This window comes from Aquihabitans sp. McL0605 (assembly GCF_049993875.1).
In the GTDB taxonomy this organism is placed as follows: domain Bacteria; phylum Actinomycetota; class Acidimicrobiia; order Acidimicrobiales; family Iamiaceae; genus Aquihabitans.
The window spans coordinates 1,327,398-1,350,221 of the sequence record NZ_CP188252.1; the positions used below are offsets into that span (position 1 = coordinate 1,327,398).

Annotated in this window: 23 protein-coding genes; 15 read left to right on the forward strand and 8 right to left on the reverse strand. The window is 73.0% G+C overall.

Going from position 1 to position 22,824, the window contains the following annotated elements; all coding sequences use genetic code 11:
• Positions 1-33 precede the first annotated feature (33 nt).
• Both ACPPVX_RS05980 and ACPPVX_RS05985 read left to right on the forward strand, forming a co-directional pair.
• Positions 34-1,191 (forward strand): acyl-CoA dehydrogenase family protein, encoded by a 1,158-nt coding sequence (locus tag ACPPVX_RS05980; protein WP_426573987.1) that lies wholly within the window; start codon positions 34-36, stop codon positions 1,189-1,191.
• A complete protein-coding gene (locus tag ACPPVX_RS05985; protein WP_426573988.1) occupies positions 1,188-2,165 on the forward strand; it encodes an acyl-CoA dehydrogenase family protein in 978 nt (325 codons plus the stop codon). The genes ACPPVX_RS05980 and ACPPVX_RS05985 overlap by 4 nt, the downstream gene beginning before the upstream one ends.
• A 307-nt stretch (positions 2,166-2,472) precedes the next feature.
• Here the strand turns inward: ACPPVX_RS05985 and ACPPVX_RS05990 are convergent, their stop codons facing one another.
• Positions 2,473-2,874: a nuclear transport factor 2 family protein gene (locus ACPPVX_RS05990; protein WP_426573989.1), complete on the reverse strand. Its 402-nt coding sequence runs from the start codon at positions 2,872-2,874 to the stop codon at positions 2,473-2,475.
• A gap of 51 nt (positions 2,875-2,925) precedes the next feature.
• On the opposite strand from ACPPVX_RS05990, the gene ACPPVX_RS05995 reads away from it, so the two are divergent.
• Entirely contained in the window at positions 2,926-3,936 is a 1,011-nt protein-coding gene (locus ACPPVX_RS05995; protein WP_426573990.1) for an LLM class F420-dependent oxidoreductase, read from the forward strand.
• 78 nt (positions 3,937-4,014) lie between these two features.
• Here the strand turns inward: ACPPVX_RS05995 and ACPPVX_RS06000 are convergent, their stop codons facing one another.
• A complete protein-coding gene (locus ACPPVX_RS06000; protein WP_426573991.1) occupies positions 4,015-4,911 on the reverse strand; it encodes an enoyl-CoA hydratase in 897 nt (298 codons plus the stop codon).
• A 92-nt stretch (positions 4,912-5,003) separates the two neighbouring features.
• On the opposite strand from ACPPVX_RS06000, the gene ACPPVX_RS06005 reads away from it, so the two are divergent.
• Positions 5,004-6,665, forward strand: a complete 1,662-nt coding sequence (locus tag ACPPVX_RS06005; RefSeq protein WP_426573992.1) for an AMP-binding protein — start codon at positions 5,004-5,006, stop codon at positions 6,663-6,665.
• A gap of 37 nt (positions 6,666-6,702) precedes the next feature.
• Complete coding sequence (locus ACPPVX_RS06010; RefSeq protein ID WP_426573993.1) at positions 6,703-7,368, forward strand: TetR/AcrR family transcriptional regulator; 666 nt, start codon at positions 6,703-6,705, stop codon at positions 7,366-7,368.
• 7 nt (positions 7,369-7,375) lie between these two features.
• Here the strand turns inward: ACPPVX_RS06010 and ACPPVX_RS06015 are convergent, their stop codons facing one another.
• The 4 genes from ACPPVX_RS06015 to ACPPVX_RS06030 are packed head-to-tail and all read right to left on the reverse strand — an operon-like array spanning position 7,376 to position 11,915.
• Complete coding sequence (locus tag ACPPVX_RS06015) at positions 7,376-8,560, reverse strand: acyl-CoA dehydrogenase family protein (RefSeq protein WP_426573994.1); 1,185 nt, start codon at positions 8,558-8,560, stop codon at positions 7,376-7,378.
• The gene (locus tag ACPPVX_RS06020) at positions 8,557-9,459 is read right to left on the reverse strand and encodes an amidohydrolase family protein (RefSeq protein WP_426574997.1); all 903 of its coding nucleotides are present in this window, start codon (positions 9,457-9,459) and stop codon (positions 8,557-8,559) included. Before ACPPVX_RS06020 ends, ACPPVX_RS06015 begins: the two co-directional genes overlap by 4 nt.
• Positions 9,460-9,467: 8 nt before the next feature.
• On the reverse strand, positions 9,468-10,715 hold the full coding sequence (locus ACPPVX_RS06025) for a cytochrome P450 (protein ID WP_426573995.1): 1,248 nt from the start codon (positions 10,713-10,715) through the stop codon (positions 9,468-9,470).
• A gap of 21 nt (positions 10,716-10,736) precedes the next feature.
• Positions 10,737-11,915: an amidohydrolase family protein gene (locus ACPPVX_RS06030; RefSeq protein ID WP_426573996.1), complete on the reverse strand. Its 1,179-nt coding sequence runs from the start codon at positions 11,913-11,915 to the stop codon at positions 10,737-10,739.
• A 138-nt stretch (positions 11,916-12,053) separates the two neighbouring features.
• Here ACPPVX_RS06030 and ACPPVX_RS06035 point away from each other — a divergent pair, with 138 nt between their 5' ends.
• The 10 genes from ACPPVX_RS06035 to ACPPVX_RS06080 all read left to right on the forward strand — a co-directional run bounded on the left by ACPPVX_RS06035 (position 12,054) and on the right by ACPPVX_RS06080 (position 21,184).
• Positions 12,054-13,028 carry an acyl-CoA dehydrogenase family protein gene (locus ACPPVX_RS06035; RefSeq protein ID WP_426573997.1) on the forward strand — a complete coding sequence of 325 codons (975 nt, stop codon included), beginning with the start codon at positions 12,054-12,056 and terminating at the stop codon, positions 13,026-13,028.
• The gene (locus ACPPVX_RS06040) at positions 13,018-14,184 is read left to right on the forward strand and encodes an acyl-CoA dehydrogenase family protein (protein WP_426573998.1); all 1,167 of its coding nucleotides are present in this window, start codon (positions 13,018-13,020) and stop codon (positions 14,182-14,184) included. Before ACPPVX_RS06035 ends, ACPPVX_RS06040 begins: the two co-directional genes overlap by 11 nt.
• Positions 14,181-14,591 carry a nuclear transport factor 2 family protein gene (locus ACPPVX_RS06045; protein WP_426573999.1) on the forward strand — a complete coding sequence of 137 codons (411 nt, stop codon included), beginning with the start codon at positions 14,181-14,183 and terminating at the stop codon, positions 14,589-14,591. The genes ACPPVX_RS06040 and ACPPVX_RS06045 overlap by 4 nt, the downstream gene beginning before the upstream one ends.
• A gap of 110 nt (positions 14,592-14,701) precedes the next feature.
• On the forward strand, positions 14,702-15,745 hold the full coding sequence (locus ACPPVX_RS06050) for a phosphotransferase family protein (RefSeq protein WP_426574000.1): 1,044 nt from the start codon (positions 14,702-14,704) through the stop codon (positions 15,743-15,745).
• A 179-nt stretch (positions 15,746-15,924) separates the two neighbouring features.
• Entirely contained in the window at positions 15,925-16,719 is a 795-nt protein-coding gene (locus tag ACPPVX_RS06055; RefSeq protein ID WP_426574001.1) for a thioesterase family protein, read from the forward strand.
• Between the two features lie 68 nt (positions 16,720-16,787).
• Entirely contained in the window at positions 16,788-17,819 is a 1,032-nt protein-coding gene (locus tag ACPPVX_RS06060; protein ID WP_426574002.1) for a TIGR03857 family LLM class F420-dependent oxidoreductase, read from the forward strand.
• A 29-nt stretch (positions 17,820-17,848) separates the two neighbouring features.
• On the forward strand, positions 17,849-18,814 hold the full coding sequence (locus ACPPVX_RS06065; RefSeq protein WP_426574998.1) for an LLM class flavin-dependent oxidoreductase: 966 nt from the start codon (positions 17,849-17,851) through the stop codon (positions 18,812-18,814).
• Between the two features lie 54 nt (positions 18,815-18,868).
• The gene (locus ACPPVX_RS06070; RefSeq protein WP_426574003.1) at positions 18,869-19,798 is read left to right on the forward strand and encodes an LLM class F420-dependent oxidoreductase; all 930 of its coding nucleotides are present in this window, start codon (positions 18,869-18,871) and stop codon (positions 19,796-19,798) included.
• A complete protein-coding gene (locus ACPPVX_RS06075) occupies positions 19,788-20,600 on the forward strand; it encodes an SDR family NAD(P)-dependent oxidoreductase (RefSeq protein ID WP_426574004.1) in 813 nt (270 codons plus the stop codon). The genes ACPPVX_RS06070 and ACPPVX_RS06075 overlap by 11 nt, the downstream gene beginning before the upstream one ends.
• 80 nt (positions 20,601-20,680) lie before the next feature.
• Positions 20,681-21,184: a cupin domain-containing protein gene (locus ACPPVX_RS06080; protein ID WP_426574005.1), complete on the forward strand. Its 504-nt coding sequence runs from the start codon at positions 20,681-20,683 to the stop codon at positions 21,182-21,184.
• A 128-nt stretch (positions 21,185-21,312) separates the two neighbouring features.
• On the opposite strand, the gene ACPPVX_RS06085 is transcribed toward ACPPVX_RS06080, so the two are convergent.
• Positions 21,313-22,047 (reverse strand): hypothetical protein, encoded by a 735-nt coding sequence (locus ACPPVX_RS06085; RefSeq protein WP_426574006.1) that lies wholly within the window; start codon positions 22,045-22,047, stop codon positions 21,313-21,315.
• Positions 22,048-22,172: 125 nt separating this feature from the next.
• Positions 22,173-22,769: a protein-L-isoaspartate O-methyltransferase family protein gene (locus ACPPVX_RS06090; RefSeq protein WP_426574007.1), complete on the reverse strand. Its 597-nt coding sequence runs from the start codon at positions 22,767-22,769 to the stop codon at positions 22,173-22,175.
• Between the last annotated feature and the right edge of the window lie 55 nt (positions 22,770-22,824).

The following is a 22,824-nucleotide window of genomic DNA, read 5'->3' on the forward strand; positions in this document are numbered from 1 at the left end:
CGCCGGTGGAGGCAAGTTTCTATATTGACGTCAATGTTATCCACGGCTCCGGCGGTCCCCTCGGCCGACCCGCTCCTCGACGTGCACGCCTTCCGTGGCGCGCTCGAGACGTGGCTCGACACGTCGCCGCCGGCCCTGCAGGCCGCCCAGGTCGCGCACCCGGTGTACGCCGAGCGGGTCGAGACCATGCGGGCCCTGCTGGCCTCGCTCCACGACGCGGGCTGGGCCCGCTACGGCTGGCCCGTCGACCTGGGCGGCAACGGCGGCACCATCGCCCACCGCGCCGCCATGTGGGAGGCGATCGCCCGTCACGGCGTGCCCGGGATGGCCCTGTTCGAGCACCTCGAGATCCTCGCCCCCACGCTCGCCGCCCACGGCCCCACCGCCTTCGTGGCCGAGAAGCTGCCCCTCCTCCTGGCGGGCCGGGAGCTGTGGGCCCAGGGGTTCTCCGAGCCCGATGCCGGGTCCGACCTGGCCAGCCTCCGCACCACCGCGGTGCCCGACGGCGACGGCTACGTGATCAACGGGCGCAAGATCTGGACCAGCTGGGCCAAGTACGCCACGTGGTGCCTGCTCCTCGCCCGCACCGGCACCGCCGACTCCCGCCACCGCGGCCTCACCGCGTTCATCGTCGACCTGCGCGATCCCGGGGTGGACGTGGCGGCCATCGAGCAGGCCAACGGCACCGACGAGCTGGCCGAGGTGGCGTTCGACGGCGTGCACGTCAGCGGCGACCGCATCGTCGGCGAGGTCGGAGGCGGCTGGGCGGTGGCCATGCACATCCTCAGCCACGAGCGCGGCACGTTCGCGTGGTTCCGCCACTGCTTCTTGTACCAGCAGCTCACCGCGTGCGCCGCCGACGCACCCGGCCGCAACGACACCGCGCTCGGCAACGCCCTGCTCGACCTGGCGGCCGTGACGGCCACGGGCCACGCCGGCGTCATGGCCCACGCCGCGGGCAGCCCGCTCGGACCCAAGGCGGCCTACACCAAGCTCCTGCTGTGCGCGAGCGAGCAGGCGGTGCAGGACTGCGTGCTCGCCGGCGACACGGACCTGGCCGCCGGCCGGCAGGACGACGAGGTGGCGCTGCTGCGCCAGGAGTACCTGTTCTCCCGCATCGTCACCGTCTACGGCGGCTCGCAGCAGATGCAGCTCGACACCATCGCCAAGCAGATGCTCGGGCTCCCGTGACCCCCGACCGCCGCGACGACCGCGACGACGAGTTCCTGATCGCCTCGTGCCAGGCCATGGCGGGCCCGTCGGGCGCGGCCGCCCTCGACGCCCTCGGGTGGTGGGACCTCCTCCCCCACCTGGCCGACGACGACGCCCGCACCGCGGTGTTCGCGACGTTCCGCGCCCAAGGCCGCGAGCTGGCCGACTCGGCCGCGCTCGGCGGCATCCTCGCCCAGCCCTACGTCGAACCGCTCGGGCTGGCACCGGGCGCGGCGCTCGCCCCCATGCGGCGCGCCTCCCTCCGCCGAGGCGAGGTGTGGACCGTGATCGGCGACGTCGACAGCCGGTCGCTCGTCTTCGATCAGCCCGGGGTCGGCGCCCACGTCGTCGCGGCCGCCGACCTGGTGCTGGAGCCGGTGGCGATCAGCGGCCGGGCGACCGTCCACGAGGTCGTGGTCGACCTCACCTCGAGCGCACCTTCGCTCCCCGAGGCCCAGGCCGAGCCGGCGCGGGTGCAGAGCCAGTACCTCGGCCGGGTCGCCGCCGCCGCCGAGATCCTGGGCGCCGCCGAGCGCGCCCTCGACACCGCCATCGCCCACGCCACCGACCGCGAGCAGTTCGGTCGGCCCATCGGCACGTTCCAGGCCCTGCGGCACATCCTCTCGTGGGCCAAGACCGACTGCACCGCGATCGACAGCACCGTCCGCACCGCCCTGCTCCTCCTCGACGATCCGCCCGCCCGCTACGGCGAGGTGGTCAAGGCGCTCGCCGGCCGCAACGGACGGCGGGCGTGCGAGCGGTCGCTGCAGGCCCTCGGCGGGATCGGCTTCACCGCCGAGCACCCGCACCACCACCACCACAGCCGCGTGCTGCTGCTCGACGCCCTGCTGGGCTCGTCGGCCGAGCTGACCCACGACCTCGGCGCGTGGCTGCGCACCCAGCAGCCCGACCCCGGCTTCGCCGCGGCCGTCCTGGCCGCCCCGCCCCGATGACCACCCCGCCCACCCGCCCCCACCAGCCGGAACTTGTTGCACCCAGTGCTCCATGCGTTCCCAGCGGCAACAAGTTCGCACGGGTGGGGCCACCCCTCCCGGAACTTGTTGCACCCAGTGCTCTCCTCGACACCCACCGCAACAAGTTCGCACGGGTGGGGCCACCCCACCCGGAACTTGTTGCACCCAGTGCTCTCCTCGACACCCACCGCAACAAGTTCGCACGGGTGGGGCCGCCCCTCCCGGAACCTGTTGCACCCAGTGCTCTCCTCGACACCCACCGCAACAAGTTCGGGGGGAGGGGGCGCTACCGGGGGCGGCGCAGCTGCACGGCCTCTCGCCGGGCGATGAGCCAGCGGCCGTCGATCCGGACCAGCTCGTCGAGGTACCGGCCGGCCATGGCCGGCGCGAGGCGGCCGTCCTCGAACGCCACGAACAAGAAGTCGGAGGTGACGGTGGCCCGGCCGCCGGCGATGTCGATGACGCTGTTGGTCATGAGGTGCTTGCCCCGCAGCCGCGCCGGCTGGTTCTCCTCGAACCAGGCCCGGACCGTGTCGCGGCCGACGCCGCCCAGGTCGCCGAACCAGAACGCCCCGTCCTCGGTGAACAGCTCGACCAGAGCCTCGAAGCGGCCGTCGTCGGTCAGGTGGCAGTACTCGGCGAGCAACCGCCGGATCGCCAGCTCATCGATCACCTCGGCCACGTCCACCCGGGCGACTGTAGATCGACCTGCCCCCCACGCAACCGACCGGAGAAGCCCATGGAGCTCGGACTCAGCATGATCGGGCGGGGCCTCGGCCCCGACGACCTCAGGCAGCTCGGCACCCGCGCCGAGGCCGCCGGCTACAGCTCGCTGTGGACCGCCGAGGCGTGGGGCGCCGACGCCTTCACGCCGCTGGCGTTCCTGGCTGCCACCACGTCCACGATCAAGCTGGGCACGGCGATCGCCCAGATCTGGGCCCGCACCCCGGGGGCGACGGCGATGACCGCCCTCACCCTGCAGCAGCTCTCCGGCGGCCGGCTCCAGCTCGGCCTCGGCGTGTCGGGCCCGCAGGTGGTGGAGGGCTGGCACGGCGTGGCGTTCCAGCGCCCGCTCGCCGCCACCCGCGACTACATCGCCATCCTGCGCAGCGCCCTGGCGGCCGACGCCAAGGTGATCCACGAGGGCGAGGTGTACTCCGTGCCCTACGCCGGACCGGGCGCCTCGGGCCTCGGCCGCCCGCTGCGGTCCACCCAGCCCGGTGCGCCCGACACGCCCATCCTCGTGGCCGCCATGGGCCCCAGGAACACGGCGCTCGCGGTGGAGATCGCCGACGGGATGCTGCCCTACCTGTGGAGCCCGGTGCACTGGCGCGAGGCGTGGGGCGACACCCTCGCCCAGGCGCCCGACGGGTTCCAGGTCTCCCCCACGGTGGTGGCCGCCCTGGGCGACGACCTCGCCGCCTGCCGCAACCAGGTCCGCCCCCGCATCGCCATGCACGTCGGGGGCATGGGGTCCCGCGACCAGAACTTCTACAAGGCGCTGGTCGAGCGGTACGGGTACGAGGAGGAGGCCGCCATCATCCAGGACCTGTTCCTCTCCGGCGACCGCGGCGGCGCCGTCGCCGCGGTCTCGGACCAGCTGGTCGACGAGCTGGCCCTGGTGGGCCCGGCCGCCCACGTGGCCGACCAGCTCGCCGCCTGGCGGGAGGGGCCCCTCGCCACCCTGATCGTCGAGCCCACCACCGGTGGCGCCATCGAGCAGATCGCCGAGATCTGGTCGACGCTCTGACCCGTCCGACCCGATCGGTCCTGGCGCAGACCTCCGTCGCGGAGCGACCCCGATCTGCGCCAGGACGCCTAGGAGGGGTCAGCCCTCGGCCCGGACCTGGTCCTTGAGGGCGGGGACGATCGGCGGGGCGGTCTTCCAGTTGGGGATGCCGTCCTCTTCGAGCGCCACGGGGTAGCCGTTGTCGTGCAGCTGGGCCCAGTGGCTGTGGTTCAGCTCGTGGAGGGTGAAGCAGGCGTTCAGCGAGTTGTAGAAGCCCATGTTGTCCTGGGTCTGGTTGACCGACTCCTTGATGAGCAGCGCCGCCATGGTGGGCATCTGGGCGATGCGGCGGGCGAGCTCGACGGTCTTGTCGGCCAGCTCGTCGGCGGGGAAGACCTTCGACACCATGCCGAGCTGGTGGGCCTCGTCGACGCTGAGCGAGTCGCCGGTGAGCAGCAGCTCCTTGGCCTTGCGGGGGCCGAACTCCCACGGGTGGGCGAAGTACTCCACGCCGCACATCCCGAGGCGGGTGCCCACCACGTCGGCGAACACCGTGTCCTCCGCGGCGACGATCAGGTCGCAGGCCCACATGAGCATGAGCCCGGCCGCGAAGACGGGCCCGTGGACCTGGGCGATCGTGATCTTGCGCAGGTTGCGCCAGCGGCGCGTGTTCTCGAAGTAGTGGTGCCACTCCTGGAGCATCAGCCGCTCGGCGCCCTGGCGGGTGCCGCCGTTGACCTTGACCGACGGGTGGGTCTGGAACTCCTCGAGCGACACCTTGGAGCCCATGTCGTGGCCCGAGGTGAACATGGGGCCCATGCCGCCGAAGATGACGACGCGCACGGTGTCGTCGGCCTCGGCCTCGAGGAACGCCTCGTGGAGCTCGACGAGCATCCCGCGGTTCTGGGCGTTGCGGGCCTCGGGCCGGTTCAGCATGATCCGGGCGATGGTGCCCTCGTCGAGCGTCTCGTAGGTGACGTACTTGCGGTCGGTCATGCTGGGCTCCTCGGCCGGACTTCGTAGCGGGTTCGCTTGCGTTGAGGGTGTCAGTTTTCTACATTGACGTCAATGTCACGCGTAGACCTGCCATGACGGCCCTGGGCCGGCTGCTGCTCGACCGGGCCGCCGACGATCGGCCGGCGTTCCGCTACGAGGATCGCACCTGGTCGTACCGGGCGCTCGTCGACGAGGGGTGGAAGCGCGCCGCCCTGTTCGCCCAGCTCCGCGACCAGGACCGTCCCCCGCACATCGGCGTGCTCCTCGACAACGTGCCGGACTACCTGTTCTGGCTCGTCGCCGGCGCGGTATCGGGCACGGTCGTCGTCGGCATCAACTCCACGTACCGCGGCGCGCAGCTCGCCCAGCTGATCGACCACACCGACTGCCAGGCCCTGGTCTCCTCGACCGACCTCGTCGGGCTGCTCGAGGGCGTCCCCAACGAGATCCCGAGCGATCTGGTCCTCCTCGTCGACGACCCCGATCACGCCGCCCGCCTCGACGCCGCTCCGCCCATCCGTGCCACCACGCCGGTGCCCGCCGACGACGACCTCTACCTCCTGATCTTCACGTCCGGATCCACGGGGCTGCCCAAGGCCGTCCGGTGCACCCAGGGGCGCATCGGCCGGACCGGGGCGCACGTCGCCGGCATCGCCGCGCTCACCCCCGACGACGTCGTCTACGCGCCGCTCCCCTTCTTCCACGCCGCCTCGCTGTTCACCGGCTGGGCGTCGGCGGTGAACGCCGGCATCCCCATCGCCACCCGCAAGCGGTTCTCGGCCTCGGGCACCGTCCCCGACATCCGGGCGTTCGGCGCCACCTTCCTCACGTACACGGGCAAGGTCCTGAACTACATGCTCAGCGTGCCCGAGGCGGACGACGACGCCACCGTGCCGCTCCGGCTCGCCATCGGCAACGAGGCCTCCGAGCACGACATCCGCGAGTTCGCCCGCCGCTTCGACTGCCAGGTCCGCGACAGCTACGGCTCCACCGAGGGCGTGATCATCATCCGCCGCGACGCCTCCATGCCGAGAGGGTCGCTGGGGACCGCCGACGACTCCGTGAAGGTGCTCGACCCCGAGAGCGGCGCCGAGTGCCCCCGCGCCGTCTTCGACGAGGTCGGCCGGGTGGTGAACCTCGAACACGCCGTGGGCGAGATCGTCGAGACCCAGCCCACCTCCGGGTTCGAGGGCTACTACCGCAACGAGGCCGCCACCCAGGAGCGGTTCCGCGACGGCGCCTACTGGTCCGGCGACCTCGCGTACCGCGACGCCGACGGCTGGCTCTTCTTCGCCGGCCGGTCCAACGAGTGGCTCCGCGTCGACGGGGAGAACTTCGCGGCCGGGCCCGTCGAGGCCATCATCGCCCGCCACCCCGATGTCCGGTCGATCGCCGTCTACGCCGTGCCCGACGACCCGGTGGGTGACCGGGTGATGGTGGCGTTGGAGCTCCACGGCGGCGCCGCGTTCGACCCGGCGGCGTTCGACGAGTACCTCCGCGCCCAGCCCGACCTCGGCCCCAAGTGGGTGCCGGCGTTCGTCCGCGTCGATGCCGAGCTGCCCAAGCTGTCGAGCCTCAAGATCGACAAGAAGGCGCTGCGGCGCGACGCGTGGCGGGCCGACGGGGTGGTCTGGCGGCCGGCGCGAGACCAGGCGCTGCGCCCGCTCACCGCCACCGATCGCCAGGCGCTCGCCCACCTCGAGGCCGACATGGCGCCGGTCGCAGCGGCCGTCCCCACCCCCGAGGCCCCGTAGAGTGAGCCCCCGCAGGCCGACCAGAGAGCGAGTGGCGATGCCCAAGACCGAGGTTCCGGAACCGGCGTCGACGCCCCGGTCGCGAAAGGGCGCCCAGACCCGCGCCCGCCTGCTCCAGGCCGCCAAGACGGTGTTCGAGGAGAACGGGTTCCTCGAGGCTCGCATCACCGACATCGCCGAGGAGGCCGGCCTCTCGCACGGGTCCTTCTACCACTACTTCGATTCGAAGGAGCAGATCTTCCGAGAGGTCGCCGAGGAACAAGAAGCCCTGCTCACGGCCGCGCCCGACGAAGCCGACGGCGCCGATCTCGCCCAGCTCAACGAGTGGGACCGCATCCTCCACGCCAACCGCATCTACCTCCAGCGCTACCGCGAGAACGGCAAGATCATGGGGGTCATCGAGGAGGTGTCGCGCTACGACCAGCAGGTCAACGACGCCCGGATGAACCGCCAGAAGAGCTTCGCCGACCGCGCCGAGCGGGCCATCCGCCGGCTGCAGGACGACGGCGCCGCCGACACCCGCATCCAGCCCGACATCGCGGCCCTCGCCCTCGGCTCCATGGTGGCCCGCGTGGCCGAGCTCTGGCTCGTCCAGCACTGGGGCGACTACGAGCTCGACAACGTGGCCGAGCAGGTCACCCTGCTGTGGGCCAACGCCATCCAGCTCGATGTCGAGGCGGCCGCCAAGAGCCGGCCCCGCTAGCGCCGGGTCAGCCCGCCGGCCGCGGCTCGCGCGGCAGGCCCAGCCCGCGCTCGGCGATGGTGTTGCGCTGGATCTCGTCGGTCCCGCCACCGAGGCGGAGGCCGGGAGCGAACAGGAACCGGTCGAGCCACGGCGCCGCGACCGGGTGGTCGACCACCATCGCGGCCGGGCCCAGGATCGCCAGCGCGGCGTCGCCCGACAGCCGGGCGTGCTCCGAGTAGAGGAGCTTCACGATGGAGCCTCCGGTCGGCACCGATGCGGCCCGAGCGCCCACGAGGTCGAGCAGGCGCTCGCGGGTGTGGGCCCGGGCCAGCGCCTGGCGGACCAGCGGTTCGCTCGATCGACCGAGCTCGATGGCCAGTGCCCGGAGCTGGGTGGCGGACCGGGCGCTGGTCCCGCCGCCGATGGCCGCCCGCTCGCTGGCGAGCATCGTCCGGAGCACGGCGAACCCCTCGCCCAGGTCGCCGATGAGCCCGCCCTCGTCGACGAGCGTCCCGTCGAGGAACACCTCGTTGAAGTGGTAGCCGCCCGACATCTGGCGCAAGGGGCGCACGGTCACGCCGTCCTGGCGCATCGGCATGGCGAAGCAGCTGACCCCTTCGCGACCCGGCTTCGACCGGTCGGTGCGCGCCAGCAGCAGCGCGAAGTCGGCGGCGCCGGCGCCCGAGGTCCACACCTTCTGGCCGGTGACCGACCACCCGCCGTCGACCGCCGTCGCCAGCGTCTGCACGTTGGTGAGGTCGGACCCGGCATCGGGCTCCGAGAGCAGCTGGCACCACGCCTCGTCGCCCCGCACGATACTCGGCAGGTGGGCCCGGCGCTGCTCGTGGGTGCCGTGCCGCAGCAGCACCGGCGGCGCCATCTCCAGGGCGATGGCCAGCATCTTGGTGGACACGCCGTAGCGGACCTGCTCCTCGGCGAGGACGGCGGACTGCCACTCGGGCGCGCCCTGGCCGCCGTACTCCTCGGGCCACGACCGGCCCGCGTACCCGGCCTCGTGCAGCGTCCGCTGCCAGCGCTGGGTGACCTCGAGCGCCGACCGCTCGGCGGCCTCGAACGCCTCCCGGGTCATCGCCGAGACCAGGTGGGCAGCGGAGAAGTCCTCGGGGCTGCCCTTGGCCGGCGCGTGCTCGTCGAGCCACGACCGCACCTCGGCGCGGAACGCCTCGCGCTCGTCCCGGTCGTCCGTCACCCGTCGAGCCCGAGGATCCGGGCGGCGTTCCCGCGGAGGAAGTTCGGCCACACGTCGTCCGTGAAGCCCACGTCGGGCATCTCGGTGAAGATGCGCTCGAGCGTGAGGCCCATCGGGAAGTAGCCGGCGTAGAGGATGCGGTCGGCGCCGCGGCTGTTGGCGTAGTCGACGATCTCCTGCGGGTAGTACCGGGGAGCGAACGCCGAGGTGGAGTAGTGGAGGTTGGGCCACTTGATCATCAGCTTCACGGCCATCTCGACCCAGGGCTCGGCCCCGTGGCGCATGACCACCACCAGCTCGGGGAAGTCGTACATGACCTGGTCGAGCAGCTCGACCTTCTGGACCTTCGTCGACGGCACCCGCGGCCCGGCGATGCCGACGGTCAAGAAGATGGGCAGCCCGAGCTCCACGCACTTCGCGTAGATCGGGTACATCAGCGGCGCGTCGAGCGGCACCTGCGGCGAGACGCCGTGGGGGAAGACCGCCACCGCTCGCAGGCCCCAGCGCTCGTGGGCCGCCACCAGCTCGCGGATCCCCTCCATGCCCCGGTTGGGGTCGAGCGTGAGGCAGCCGACGAAGCGATCGGGATGGTCGGTGAGGGCTCGGGCGGCTGCTTCGGGCGCAGCACCGAGGCCGATGAGGCCCACCTCCACGCCGAAGCGGTCCATCTCGGCCAGGGTGACGGCGACCGGGTCGGCGTCGGGGTCGCCGTCGCGGAGCGGCACGTCGTGGAACATGTACTCGGCGGGCATCGTCATCTCTTGCGAGCCGGCGTCGCGGAGCATCTGGCGGCGCATCGTCTCGTAGAGCTGCCGGTGGTCGGTGGGCAGGCCGATCAGCGTGTCGATGAACCCGCCGTCGAACCCGCCGTACGCCACCGGTGTCGATGATCCGCTCATGGGTTCGCTCATGCGGGAGCGACCTCCACCGGCATCCGCTTGATCCCGTTGATGAACGAGCTCGTGAGGTGATCGGGCGGGCCCGCGTCGAACGAGGCCACCCGCTCGACGAGACGCGAGAAGGTGGCGCGCAGCTCGGCCCGGGCCAGGTTGGCACCGAGGCAGAAGTGCGGGCCGCCGCCTCCGAAGCCGACGTGCGGGTTGGGATCGCGCCCGATGTCGAACCGGTCCGGATCGGCGAACACGCCCTCGTCGCGGTTGGCCGACTCGTAGAACATCACCACCGGGTCGCCGGCGGCGATCTGCGCCCCGCCGAGCTCGGTGTCGGTGGTGGCCGTGCGCCGGAAGTGGATCACCGGCGACGCGCAGCGGACGATCTCCTCGATGGCCGGGGCCATCAGCGCCGGGTCGGCTCGGAGGCGCTCCCACTGGTCGGGGTGGTCGGCGAACAGCTTGATGCCGTGGCTGGTGGAGTTGCGGGTGGTGTCGTTGCCCGCCACCGCGAACAGCACGAAGATGCTGCCGAGCTCCTGGGCGTCGATCAGCTCGCCGTCGATCTGGGCATCGGCCAGGGCCGACAGGATGTCGTCGGCCGGGTGCCGGCGGCGGGCGGCCACCAGCTCGCCGGCGATGCGGTGCAGCTCGCCGGCGCACTCCATCGCCAAGGTGAGGGGGTCCTGGCCGCTGGCGAGGAACTCCGGGTCCTGGATGGTGATCATCCCCTCGGCCGCCCGGTACAGGTCGGGCCGCATCTCCTCGGGGACGCCCATCATCGAGGAGATCGTCCACAGCGGGAGGCGCTTCGACAGGCCGTCGACCACGTCGCCGCCGCCGGCCTCGACGAACTCGTCGACGAAGCGGACGCCCTCGGCGGAGATGGCCTCGTCGAGCTGGGCGACGCGGCGCGGCGTGAAGGCACCGCTGACGATGCGCCGGAGCTGGGTGTGGCGGGGGGCGTCCATCACGAGGAACGAGGAGTTGAGCTCGAGGAACTCCACCGGGATGTCGGCCATGCCGACGCCCTCCCCCGAGCAGAACACGTCGGCGTGGCGGCTGACGTGCTGGACGTCGGCGTGGGTGGTGACGGCCCAGAACGGGCGGGCCGGGATCAGCGTCGACTGCGGCGCCGGCTGCAGGCTGACCGGGTGCGACCGGCGCAGGTCGGCGAACACCGGCGCCCGCTCGCTCGGCGGGAGCGACCAGAAGGCCTGGCGGGAGATGTCGGGGACGTCGGCCGGGGCCAGCGGGATCGCCATGTCACCGTCGTCCGGGGTGGGTCACGCGGTGAGGCCGAGCAGGGCCACGGCGTTGTCGCGGGCGATCTGCTGCACGATGTCGTCGGCCACGCCGGCGAGCGTGCCGGTGACGAACTCCATCGGCTCGCGGGTGCCCTCGGCATGGGGCCAGTCGGACCCCAGCAGCAGGCGGTCGGACCGCACGATGTCGAGGAGGCCGATGACGTCGTCCTCCCAGAAGGGCGTGACCCACACGTGCTCCCCGAACGTCTCCGTGGGGTGCTGCGAGAAGTAGCCGGGGTTGCGGTTGGCGGCGTCGTCGAGGCGGTGGAGCAGGTCGGGGATCCACGAGGCGCCGTTCTCGACCGAGGCGACGCGCAGGCCGGGGAAGCGGTCGAAGACCCGGTGGCACACGGCGGCGGCGTAGAAGTCGGAGACGGCCCGGTTCTTGGTGACGACGCCCCGCAGCGGCGAGCGGAACAGCGAGCTCTCGGCCGCGCTCGGCTCCCACATCTGGATGAGCGCGTCGTAGCCGTCGTTGCCTGCGTGGGTGGCCACCACGACGTCGGCCTCGGCGGCCAGCCCCCAGAAGGCGTCGTACACCGGGTCGAACGGCGACCGGTACCCGCCTTGGATCGGCACGGGCGCGTTGCGGACGTTGACGGCCACGGCGCCCTCGTCGAGCACCCGGCGGAGCTCGGCGGCGGCGGCCTGCGGGTCGAGCAGCTGGATGTACGGGACCGCGAAGATGCGGTCCTGGTAGGCGTAGCCCCAGTCGTCCTGGAGCCAGCGGTTGAAGGCGGTGAACACCAGGGCCGCGGCCTCGGGATCGTCGCGCAGGGCATCCTCGACGCCGACGCCCAGCGTGGGGAACAGCAGCGAGCGCGACACGCCCTGGTCGTCCATCACCTCGAGCCGGACGTCGCGGTCGCGGTACTCGGGCCGGATGGGCTCGAGCTCGCCGAACGCCTCGACGATGGTCTGCTGGGCGGGGTTGCCGCGGTACCAGTCGTACAGCGATCCGGGCTTGGCGACCGGGTCGAAGGTGGGGTTGGCGACGTAGGAGTTGAGCTTCCCGCCGATCAGCAGCCGCCGCCTCCCGTCGAGCTCCGTCCAGCGCACGCCGCGGCTGCGGAGGGACCGATCGCCGTAGCGGGTGAAGGCGTCCTCGGCCTCGTAGTAGTGGTTGTCGAAGTCGAAGATCGTCGAGGTCGCGGCCATGGCTCCGGTCTCTGCGGGTTGACGTTCCCTTCCAGTGCCGAGCACACTATCGAAATTGACTTCGAAATCAAATATGGCCCTGGAGCCCCCCTGAGCAGCACCGCCACCCCCGATGACATCCGACAGTTCCGTGCCGCGGTGGCCGGCGTGCTCCAGAGCGGGAGCCACGAAGCGCTGCCCGCTCCCGACCCCGGGTGGCGGTCCGGCTGGCCGGCGCTGGCCGCGCTCGGCGCCACCGCGCTGAGCGTCCCGGAGGCGCTCGGCGGCAGCGGCGTGCAGCCCGAGGTGGCGGCCGCCACCGCAGCCGAGCTCGGCGCCGCGCTCCACGGCTCCCCCTTCGCCGGGCTGCTCGCCTGCGCCAGCGCACTGGCCGCGGCGGCCCCCGCCGACGCTCGAGCCGCCGATGCCCTCGCGGCCATCGTGGCCGGCGACCGCATCGGCGCCTACGGCCGCCTCGATGCGTCCTCCTCCACCGCGCGCAACGTCGACGGGGCACCCGCGGCCGACCTCCTGGTGCTCCACGACCCCGCCACCGGCGACCTGGTCCTGATCGACGACCGCGGCGCGTGGACCGAGCGCGAGGATCTGGCCCCGTTCGACCTGAGCCGGTCGAGCGCCGACGTGACGATCGAGCCCGGGCGCGGCCACCGGCTCGCCGCCGACCCCACGGCCGAGCACCTGTTCCACCTGCTCCTCGCCGCCGACGCGCTCGGCGGCACCGAACGGGTGCTGGCCCGGACCGTCGCCTACGCCGGCGACCGCCAGGCCTTCGGCCGACCCATCGGCGGCTTCCAGGCCGTCCAGCACCGCCTGGCCGACCACGCCGTCCGCACGCGCGGCATCTCGCTGCTCGTGCGCGAGGCCGCCCGATCGATCGCGCGAGGAGCCCCCGACATCCCCCGGCGGGTGGCCCTCGCCGAGGCCGGCGCCAGCAGTGGCGCCGGCCACATCCTCCACGACCTGCTCCAGCTGACCGGCGCCATCGGCTTCACGTGGGAGTACGGCCTCCACGCCTTCCAGCGCCGGGTCCACCAGGACGCCCGCCTCGCCGCCAACCCGCGGCGGGCCCGGTTCGAGCTCGCCTCGATCGAAGGGTGGACCGGTGGCCGCTGACGTCGACGAGTTCCGCCACGAGGTCCGGGCCTTCATCGCCGCCCACGGCCACCCCATGCGCGGCGAGGGCCTGCGCGTCCCTCGCGACGCCGACGAGGAGCGCGCCATCCGGGCGTGGCTGGCTGCGCTCTACGGCGCCGGGTACCTCGGCGGCGGCTGGCCCACCAGGTGGGGCGGCCGCCCCGACCACCACCCCCTGCTCGACCTGGTGGTGATGGAGGAGCTGATCCTCGGCGACGCCTACCGCCCCCTCGACCAGGTGATGCTCGCCAGCCACGCCGTCCTCACCTACGGCACCGAGGCCCAGAAGGCCGACCTCCTGCCGAAGATCCGCTCAGGGGAGCACGTCTGGTGCCAGCTGTTCAGCGAGCCCGACGCCGGCAGCGACCTCGCGTCGCTGCGGACGCGGGCCGAGCCCGACGGCGACGGGTGGCGCGTCACCGGCCAGAAGATCTGGAGCACCGACGCCCAGTGGGCCGACAGGGGCACGCTGCTCGCCCGGACCGACGGCACGGTCGACCGCCACGCGGGGATCACCGCCTTCGTCATCCCGATGGACCTGCCCGGCATCGAGGTCCGACCGATGCGCGAGATCACCGGGCACGAGGAGTTCTGCGAGGTGTTCCTCGACGAGGTCCGCGTCGGTCCCGAGCACGTGCTGGGCGAGCTGCACGGCGGCTGGGGCGTCGTCACCGCCGGCCTCGCCTCGGAGCGGGCGTTCGTGGGCGCCAACGCCATACAGCTCGAGCGCATGTTCGCCGACCTCGTCGCCCTGGCGCGAGCGGTGCGGCTGCCCGACGGCACCGCGGCCATCACCCACCAGGACGTCCAAGCCACGCTGGCCGACGCGCTCGTGCGCGTCGAGGAGGTCACGCTGATCGTGCGCGACACCGTCGAGCGGATCCTCGACGACGACGAGCACCCGAGCGACGGGCCGGTCGCCAAGCTCGCCTACTCCGAGCTCAACGTGGCGCTCACCGAGACCGCGCTCGAGCTGCTGGCGTCGGCGGCTTCGGTCGACGACGAGGCGGCCGCGCTGGCGGCGAGGTGGCACCACAACTTCTTGTGGGGCCGGGCGCTGACCATCTCGGGCGGCGCGTCGGAGATCATGCGCGGCCTCGTGGGTCGCCAGCTGCTCGGGCTCCCGCGAGCATGAGCGCCGTGCCCATCGACCCCGCCGACGACGCCGAGATCCGCAACCTCCTGGCCCGGTACTGCCTCGCCCTCGACCTCGACGACGTCGACGCGTGGGTGGCGCTCTTCACGCCCGACGCCAGCTACCACGTGTACGGCCGGGCCTTCGAGGGCCACGACGGGCTGCGCCGGATGATGGCGGGCGCGCCGGGCGGCCTGCACCTGGGCGGCCCGCCCGTGGTGGTCCGGGTCGACGGCGACCGAGCGATCACCCAGCAGAACCTGCTGTTCGTCGAGCGGGGCACCGGCGCGATGCGCAGCGCGGTCTACGACGACGAGCTGGTCCGCACGCCGGACGGCTGGCGGATCGCCTCCCGCCGGTGCCGCTTCATCGTCGCCGACGGCCTGGCCGACCGTCCGGACCGCTGACCGCCGCGACGCCCCCGTCGAGCGGTGCCGGGGCCGAGCGGGCCCGGCCTTCGTCGACGTCGGGGTTGGCTAGGGTCGCCCGCCGGGGGCAGATCACGAGGGGAAGTGCGATGGAAGACGTCGTCGATGTCGAGGGCCTGACCGCGGTGTGGCTCTCCGGGACCCTCGGGTCCGAGGTGCGGTCGGTCGCCGTCGAGCAGGTCGGCACCGGCCAGACCGCGGCCACCTACCGGCTCGCCCTCGACGCCCCTGACCTGCCGTCGGCGCTCATCGCCAAGGTGGCGACCGGCGACGCCGCCGCCCGCGAGCGGGTGTCGTTCGGGTACCAGAACGAGGTCGGGTTCTACGCCCACGTCGCCGAGACCGTCGACGTGCAGACCCCCCGCTGCTCGCACGCCGCCATCAGCGCCGACGGCCTGCAGTTCACCCTGCTGCTCGAGGACCTGACCCCGCGCGTGCCCGGCGTCCAGGCCGACGGCTGCCCCGCCGACCGGGCCGAGGCCGCCGTCCGCAACCTGGCCGGCCTCCACGCGCCCCGCTGGTGCGATCCCGAGCTGCACCACCTCGAGTTCCTGAGCGGCCCCACCGCCACTGACGAGGAGTCCGCCGCGTTCCTGGGCGAGGTGGCCACGGGAGCCACCGAGGAGTTCATCGAGCGCTACGCCGCCGACCTGGCCGACGCCGATGCCGCCACCCTCCGCGACGCCGCCGCCGCCGTGCCCGCGTGGCTCATGGCGCGGCCTGAGCCGTTCTCCGTCGTCCACGGCGACTACCGGCTCGACAACCTGATGTTCGGCGCCGACGCCGACGACGTGGTCGCCGTCGACTGGCAGACCCTATCGGTCGGGCCGCCCCTGCGCGACGTCGCCTACTTCCTCGGCACGAGCATCACCACCGAGGCCCGCCGCGCCGACGAGGTGCGCCTGGTCGCCACGTACCACGACGCCCTCGTCGCTCGGGGCATCGAGGGCTACTCGGCCGACCGGTGCTTCGAGGACTACCGAATCGGCCAGCTCCACGGGCCCCTGATCACCACCGTCGGCGCCATCTACTCCCCCGCCGCCCGCAGCGCCGCGGCCGACGAGATGTTCCTCGCCATGGCCCGCCGCACCTGCGCCGCCATCCGCGACCTCGGCTCCATCGCCCTCCTCTGACCCCACCCACCGTCGGCCCCCGCCCCCCACCCGCGCCCCTCCCCACGAACGTTCTGTGACGGCCCGGGGAGACCACCGGCTGATCACAGAACGTTCGTGGGGGTGGGTGGGGGCGGGCGGGAGTTGACGTTGACGTTGACGTTGACGTCGAAATCTGTTTTTGGGGCTAGGCTCGCCCGATGGCCGGAGCTGCCCTGTTCGAACCCGGCGGGGCCGGGGTGTTCGCCCCCACCGAGGCGGCGGTCGGCGCCTGGGACCGCGAGATCGTCCACGGGGCGCCGGTGGCCGCGCTCTTCGCCGGGCAGCTGGCGCCGGCCGAGCACACGCTGGCGCGGCTGACCGTCGAGTTCCTCGCGCCCGTCCCCCATGCGCCGCTGACGCTGGAGCTGTCGAGCCTCGACGGCGGGGCCCGGGTGCAGCGCCAACGTGCCGCCCTGGTGCACGAGGGCCGCACGGTCGCCACGGCCACGTCGGTGGTCGTCCGCCGCGGCGAGCTCGACCTGCCCGACAAGGCCCGACGCCACGACAGCCCGTTCGATCCCGCCGAGCTCCCCGCCCTCGAGACGCGCAACCTGGCGTCGGAGGAGCTGATCGGCTGGCCGAGCTACGACAGCCAGGGCGTGTACCTCGCCTGGACGCGGATCGACGGCGATCCCCGCCCGCACGGCTGGATCCGGCTCGCGCTGCCCGTCGTCGCCGGCACCGAGATCAGCGGCATCGAGACCGCCGCGGTCGCAGCCGACTACGCCCAGTCCGCCATCAACTTCCAGCTGCCCTACCGCGAGTGGTCGTTCCGCAACGCCGAGCTGACGCTGCACCTCTCGCGCGAGCCGGTCGGCGACTGGATCGGCCTCCGCTCCGAGGGCGTGGTCCAGCCCGTCGGCGCCGGGTTCAACGCAGCCGACCTGTTCGATGCCGACGGCCGCGTCGGCCGCAGCGCGTCGTCGCTCGTCGTCGAGCGACGATCCGCCTGACCGCGTACCGTCCGCCCGGCGCGCCCGTCACGGGCACCGACCCCCGATCCACCCCCCCTGGAGCCCGCATGACCGCCCACCCCGAACTCGGCTTCTACGTGCTGCCGGGGGCGCCGAAGTCGCCCCGCGACCTGATCGACGAAGTGCGCGAGGGCGAGGCGCTGGGCCTCGGGGCCACGTTCATCTCCGAGCGGTACAACATCAAGGAGGCGGCCACCCTGGGCGGCGCGGTGGGCGCGGTGTCGAACGAGCTCCGGATCATCACCGCCGCCACCAACCACAACACCCGCCACCCGCTGGTGACCGCGTCGCACGCCACCACGATGCACTTCCTCACGGGGGGCCGCTACACGCTCGGCCTCGGGCGCGGCATCGCCATGATGCAGGACGCCTACGGCATCCCGCGGATCACCACCGCCCAGATGGAGGACTTCGCCGGACTGATGCGGCGCCTGTGGAAGGGCGAGATGATCTTCGGGCACGACGGCCCGGCCGGCTCGTGGCCCGTGCTCCGGCTCGACGAATCGTTCGACGAGGACATCCCGCTGGCCATCACCGCGTTCGGCGAGAACACGCTGGCGCTCGGCGGCCGGGCCTTCGACGACGTGATCCTCCACACCTTCTTCACCGACGAGACCCTCGAGCGGTGCGTGCGCACGGTCAAGCAGGCCGCCGAGCAGGCCGGGCGCGATCCCGACTCCGTGCGGGTGTGGTCGTGCTTCGCCACCATCGGCGACCACCTCCCCGAGCCGCTGCGGCTGAAGAAGACGGTCGGCCGCCTCTCCAGCTACCTCCAGGGCTACGGCGACCTCATGGTCGAGACCAACGGCTGGGACCCGGCGGTGCTGGCCGCCTGGCGGGCCGATCCGCTGATCGCCACCTTCCCCGGCGCCATCGACCAGGTGGCCACGACCGAGCAGCTCGAGCACATCGCCACCCTGATCCCCGACGAGTGGCTGGCTCCGGCCGCCAGCGGCAGCCCCGAGCAGTGCGCCGCGGCGGTGCGCGGGCAGCTCGCGCTCGGCGCCGACGGCGTCATCCTGCACGGCGCCACCCCCGCCGAGCTCACCCCCATCGTCGAGGCGTACGCAGCCGGCTGACCGGCGCGGACAGGAGCACCCCCTTGTACATGATGCGATTCGACCTCCGGGCCCCCGGGGCCACACCGGCCGAGCGGGCCGCCATCCACCGAGCGGCCATCGACATGGCGGCCTTCGCCGACGAGGCCGGCGGCTGCGCCGCGATCGTCATCTCCGAGCACCACGCGTCCGACGACGGCTACCTGCCCTCCCCCCTCGCGATGGCGGCGGCGATGGCGGCGGTCACCAAGACGACGGCGATCTCGGTGGCCGCGGCGATCCTGCCGTTCTACGACCCGGTGCGGCTCGCCGAGGACCTGATCACCCTCGACCACATCAGCGAGGGCCGGGTCATGGCGGTCCTCGGCCTCGGCTACCGGCCGATCGAGTACGAGCTCCACGGCGTCGACTACGCCACCCGCGGTGCGGTCGCCGACCAGAAGCTCGAGCGCCTCCTCGACGTGCTCGGCGACGCCGGCCGGGCCACGGTCCAGCCACGCGTCACCCCGGCCCCGTACTCCAACCCGATGCCGTTGCTCGCGTGGGGCGGCCGCAGCAAGGCCGCCGCCCGCCGCGCCGGCCGCAACGGCATCAGCTTCTTCGCCCAGGCCGACGGCCCCGGCCTCCAGGAGGCGTACGAGACCGCCGCCCGCGACCACGGCCACGAGCCGGCCATGTGCATGCTGCCCAACGCCGATGCGCCGCAGATCGTGTTCGTCGACGACGACCTCGACGCCGGCTGGGATGCGGTCGGGCCCTCGATGCTGACCGATGCCACCAGCTACTACGAGTGGAACGAGGCCGCCGGGACCGTCGAGGGGACCGCGAGCCTGTCGTCGGCCACCACGGTCGCCGGCCTGCGCGAGGCGAACGGTGCCCACCGCGTGGTCACCCCCGCCGGTGCCGCCGAGATCGTCGCCGAGCACGGCATCCTCCACCTCCACCCGCTGTGCGGCGGGCTCGACCCCGAGGTCGCCTGGACCTACCTCCGGCGAGCAGCAGCCGCCGCCTCGTGATGTGCTGTGGGCCCGATCGGTCCGATCCTCCTGTCCCCGACCCCGCCTAAGGCCATGCGCTTCGCCATCACCCACCCCATGATCACCCACCCCTACGACCCGACCCTGGTGTCGGGCGCAGGGATCGCCACCGTGGCCGGCGAGGCCGAGCGCGCCGGGTTCTCCGGGTTCGGGTTCACCGACCACCCGGCCCCGAGCCAGCGCTGGCTCGAGGCCGGTGGCCACGATGCGCTCGACCCGTTCGTGGCCATGGCGTTCGCGGCGGCCACCACCACCACGCTCCGGCTCATCCCCAACATCGTCGTGCTGCCGTACCGGAACCCGTTCGTGGTGGCCAAGGCCGGCGCCACGCTCGACCTGCTCTCCGGTGGACGGTTCACGCTGGCCGTGGGGGCCGGCTACCTCAAGGGCGAGTTCGCCGCCCTCGGGGTCGACCACGCCGAGCGCAACGAGATCTTCGACGAGTCGCTGCAGGTGCTGAAGGCGATCTGGACCTCCGACGACGTGAGCTTCGAGGGCCGGCACTTCAACGCACGCGGGATCACCGCCCACCCGCGGCCCCTCAGCGATCCCCATCCCCCCATCTGGATCGGCGGCAACAGCGGGCTGGCCCGCCAGCGCGTCGCCGACTACGGCGACGGCTGGTGCCCGTTCCCCGCCGCGCCGATGGTGGCCCAGACCGCTCGCACCAGGGTCCTCAGCACCGCCGACGATCTCGAGGTCGCAATCGCCGACCTCCACCACCGCCTCGAGGACGCCGGGCGCGATCCGGCCTCGGTCGACATCGCGTTCAGCTGCAACGACGGCGGCCACCCGGGCACCGACGAGTTCGACGTCGACGCCCACCTCGCCGGCCTGCACCGCCTGGCGAGCATCGGCGTCACGTGGATCCAGGCCGGCCTGCCCGGCGACGGGCTCGCCCACGCGGTCGAGACGGTCCAGCGCTACGGCGACGAGATCATCGGGCACTTCGATGGCCCTTGACCGCGACGCCACCTCGCTCGACGGGGTGACGGCGGTCGTGACCGGCGGCGGCGCGGGCATCGGTCGGGGGATCGCCGCGGGCTTCGCGGCGTACGGCGCGAAGGTCGCCATCTGGGAGCGCGACGAGGACACGGCCCGCGCCGCGGCAGACGAGGTCGGCGGGCTGGCGTGCGTGGTCGACGTGCGCGATCCCGACGCGGTCGACGCCGCGCTCAGCGCCACCATCGAGGCCCTCGGCGCGCCCACCGTGCTGGTCAACAACGCCGGCGGCGCCTTCCGGTCGCCGCTGCTCGACACCAGTCCCAACGGCTGGGAGGCCCTCATCCGCGCCAACCTCACCCAGGTGCTGCTGTGCACCCAGCGGGTGGCCCGGGAGATGGTCGCGGCCGGTGCGGGTGGCAGCATCATCAACATCGCATCGATCGAGGGCGTCCGGGCCGCTCCCGGCTACGCGGCGTACTCGGCCGCCAAGGCCGGCGTGCTCAACCTCACCCAGACCGCGGCCCTCGAGCTCGCCCCGCACCGGATCCGCGTCAACGCCCTCGCCCCCGACATCACCATGACCGAGGGCATCCGCCTGCTGGCCGGAGGCTCGGGCGCCGAGGACCGGGCCGGGGCCATGGTCCCCATGGGGCGCGTCGGCCACGTCGACGAGATGGCCGGCGCGGCCGTGTTCCTGGCCTCGCGGCTGTCGAGCTACGTGACCGGCCAGACCATCCACGTCGACGGCGGGACCAACGCCGGCGGCGGCTGGTACCCGCACCCGCAGACCGGCGACTACGTCCTCGGCCCCACCCGCTGACGGCGCCGGCCGCCTCGACCACCAGCAGCCCACCCGGGCCCGACCTACATTCGACCTGACGACTTCGAAGGGGACAGCAGATGGCGACCACCAGCACCAAGGGGATCACCTTCTACAAGGCCGTGGACGCGCCCTCGCTCGACGACGACGGGATGATGAGCCCGCCCGACCTGGTGCCCGAGGTGTACACCAACCTCGACCTGATGCCGCTGCTCGACGGGTCCGAGGTCACGGTGCTGTTCAAGGGCGAGGGCCCGAACGCGCTGAGCCTCGTGCACGCGCACTTCAAGGCCGGGTTCCGGCTCCCCCGCCACACCCATTCGGCCGACTGCCTGTACTTCGTCGTGTCGGGCCAGGCGATCATGGGCAACCGCACCATCGAGGCCGGCGACGGCTTCTACGTGCCGGCCGGCGCCCCGTACGCCTACCAGGCCGGCCCCGACGGCGTGCAGGTGCTGGAGTTCCGCTCCGCCACCAGCTTCGACATGAAGGTCCTCGACAAGACGGTCGAGAAGTGGCAGCCGATCATCGACCTGGCGATGGCGCACCACGACCAGTGGCTCGCCGAGGCCGCCGACGCCTGATCCCCGCCACCCGCCCGCTCAGCGCTGCGGGTGCACGACCGCACGCGGCGTGCCGTCGCCCCGCCGCGTGCGGTCGAGGGCATCGGGCGCGCCTGTGGGCCCCGCGCTCGCGGGGCCCACAGGACCGCTCAGGGCTGGGTGTTCGCGGTGCGGCTGAAGACCATGCCCAGGCTGATGACGACCAGCCAGACCGGCATGACGACGCCGACGAAGCCCGGCAGGCCGGTGGCGATGGCGAACGCCGCGGCCGGCAGCAGGAGCACGGCGCTCACGATCCCCATCCACCGGGGCAGGGCCCGCTGCCGACCGAAGGCGAGGGCGGCCACGCAGACGGCCGAGACGGCCGCACCCCACCAGCCGAGCAGGGCACCGAAGTCGAGCAGCGTGAAGTTGGTGAACACCGCCTGGTCGGACAGCCAGCCGTGGTCGGCCCCGCCCGGGAGGTAGTCGGCCATCGAGCCCATGAGGCAGAAGAAGATGATGTTGACGGTGGCGGTCGCCGCCAAGCCCTGGCCCACCGTGCGGGCGGCCAGGTCGTCGGGGGCGGTGCGCTCGGCCCAGCGTCGCCACCCGGAGGAGGCGACGAGGAGGCACGCGACCGAGACCAGGCCGAGCAGGAAGCCGGCGTGGTAGCCCCCGCGGTGGAGGTCGTCCACGATGCCGACGCCCTTGGCGGCGTCGTCTTCGGTCATCGGAGACATCGAGACGCCCACCGCGGCGAAGCCCGCCACGGCGCCGACCACGCCGAAGATCGGCCATCGGGGCCGGCCCTGCCGCGGGGGCGGGGTCGTGGTGGTCGCTTCGGGATCGGTGCCCTCGGCGTCGGACACGGTGCCGCTGGTGGTCGACAAGGTGCTGGTCATGGTGGTCCTCCGTGGTTCGCGGCCCGCCCGGTGCGGCCCGACCACCACACCGTGCGCCCGGGCGGCTGGAGGATCCTTGAGAACGACATGGAGGTCGCTCGCAGCCGGGCGACCAGGCCGCCCGCTCAGTGGTGCGGGCGCAGCAGCGGGACGAACGAGTAGCTCCCGTGCTCGTGGATCTCAGGCGGACCCTCGGCCTGGCGGCGCACGGTGAGCATGCGGGACCGGACGGGGATCACCATCAGGCCCCCGAGCACCAGCTGGTCGACCAGCTCCCCGGGCACCCCGCCGGGGGCCGCCGACACCAGGATGCGGTCGTAGGGGCCCTCGGCGGGCCGCCCGAGGACGTCGCGCTCGGCCGCCTGCTCCGTGGCCCACGGCACCGGGTGGCGGCCCACGTTCGCCGCGCCCCAGACCGCCAGCTCGGGCACCAGCTCCACGCCGATCACCCGGCCCTCCGGCCCGACGAGGTGCCCGAGCAGGGCCGTCGTCCACCCCGAACCGGCCCCCACGTCGAGGACCCGCTGCCCCGGGAGCACGTCGAGCAGGGCCAGCATGTTGGCCACGGTGGTGGGCTGCGAGTTCGTCTGGCCGTGGCCGATCGGCAGCGGCCGGTCATCGTCGGCGAACCGCTGCTGGTGCTCGGTGAGGAACCCGCGCCGGTCCACGGCCGCGAACGCCTCGCGGATGGCAGGGTTCGAGGCCGCAGCCCACCGGCGCATGGCTCGACGGTAGACCCGGCCGGCGGCGCCCCGACAGGGGGGAGTGCCAGGCGCC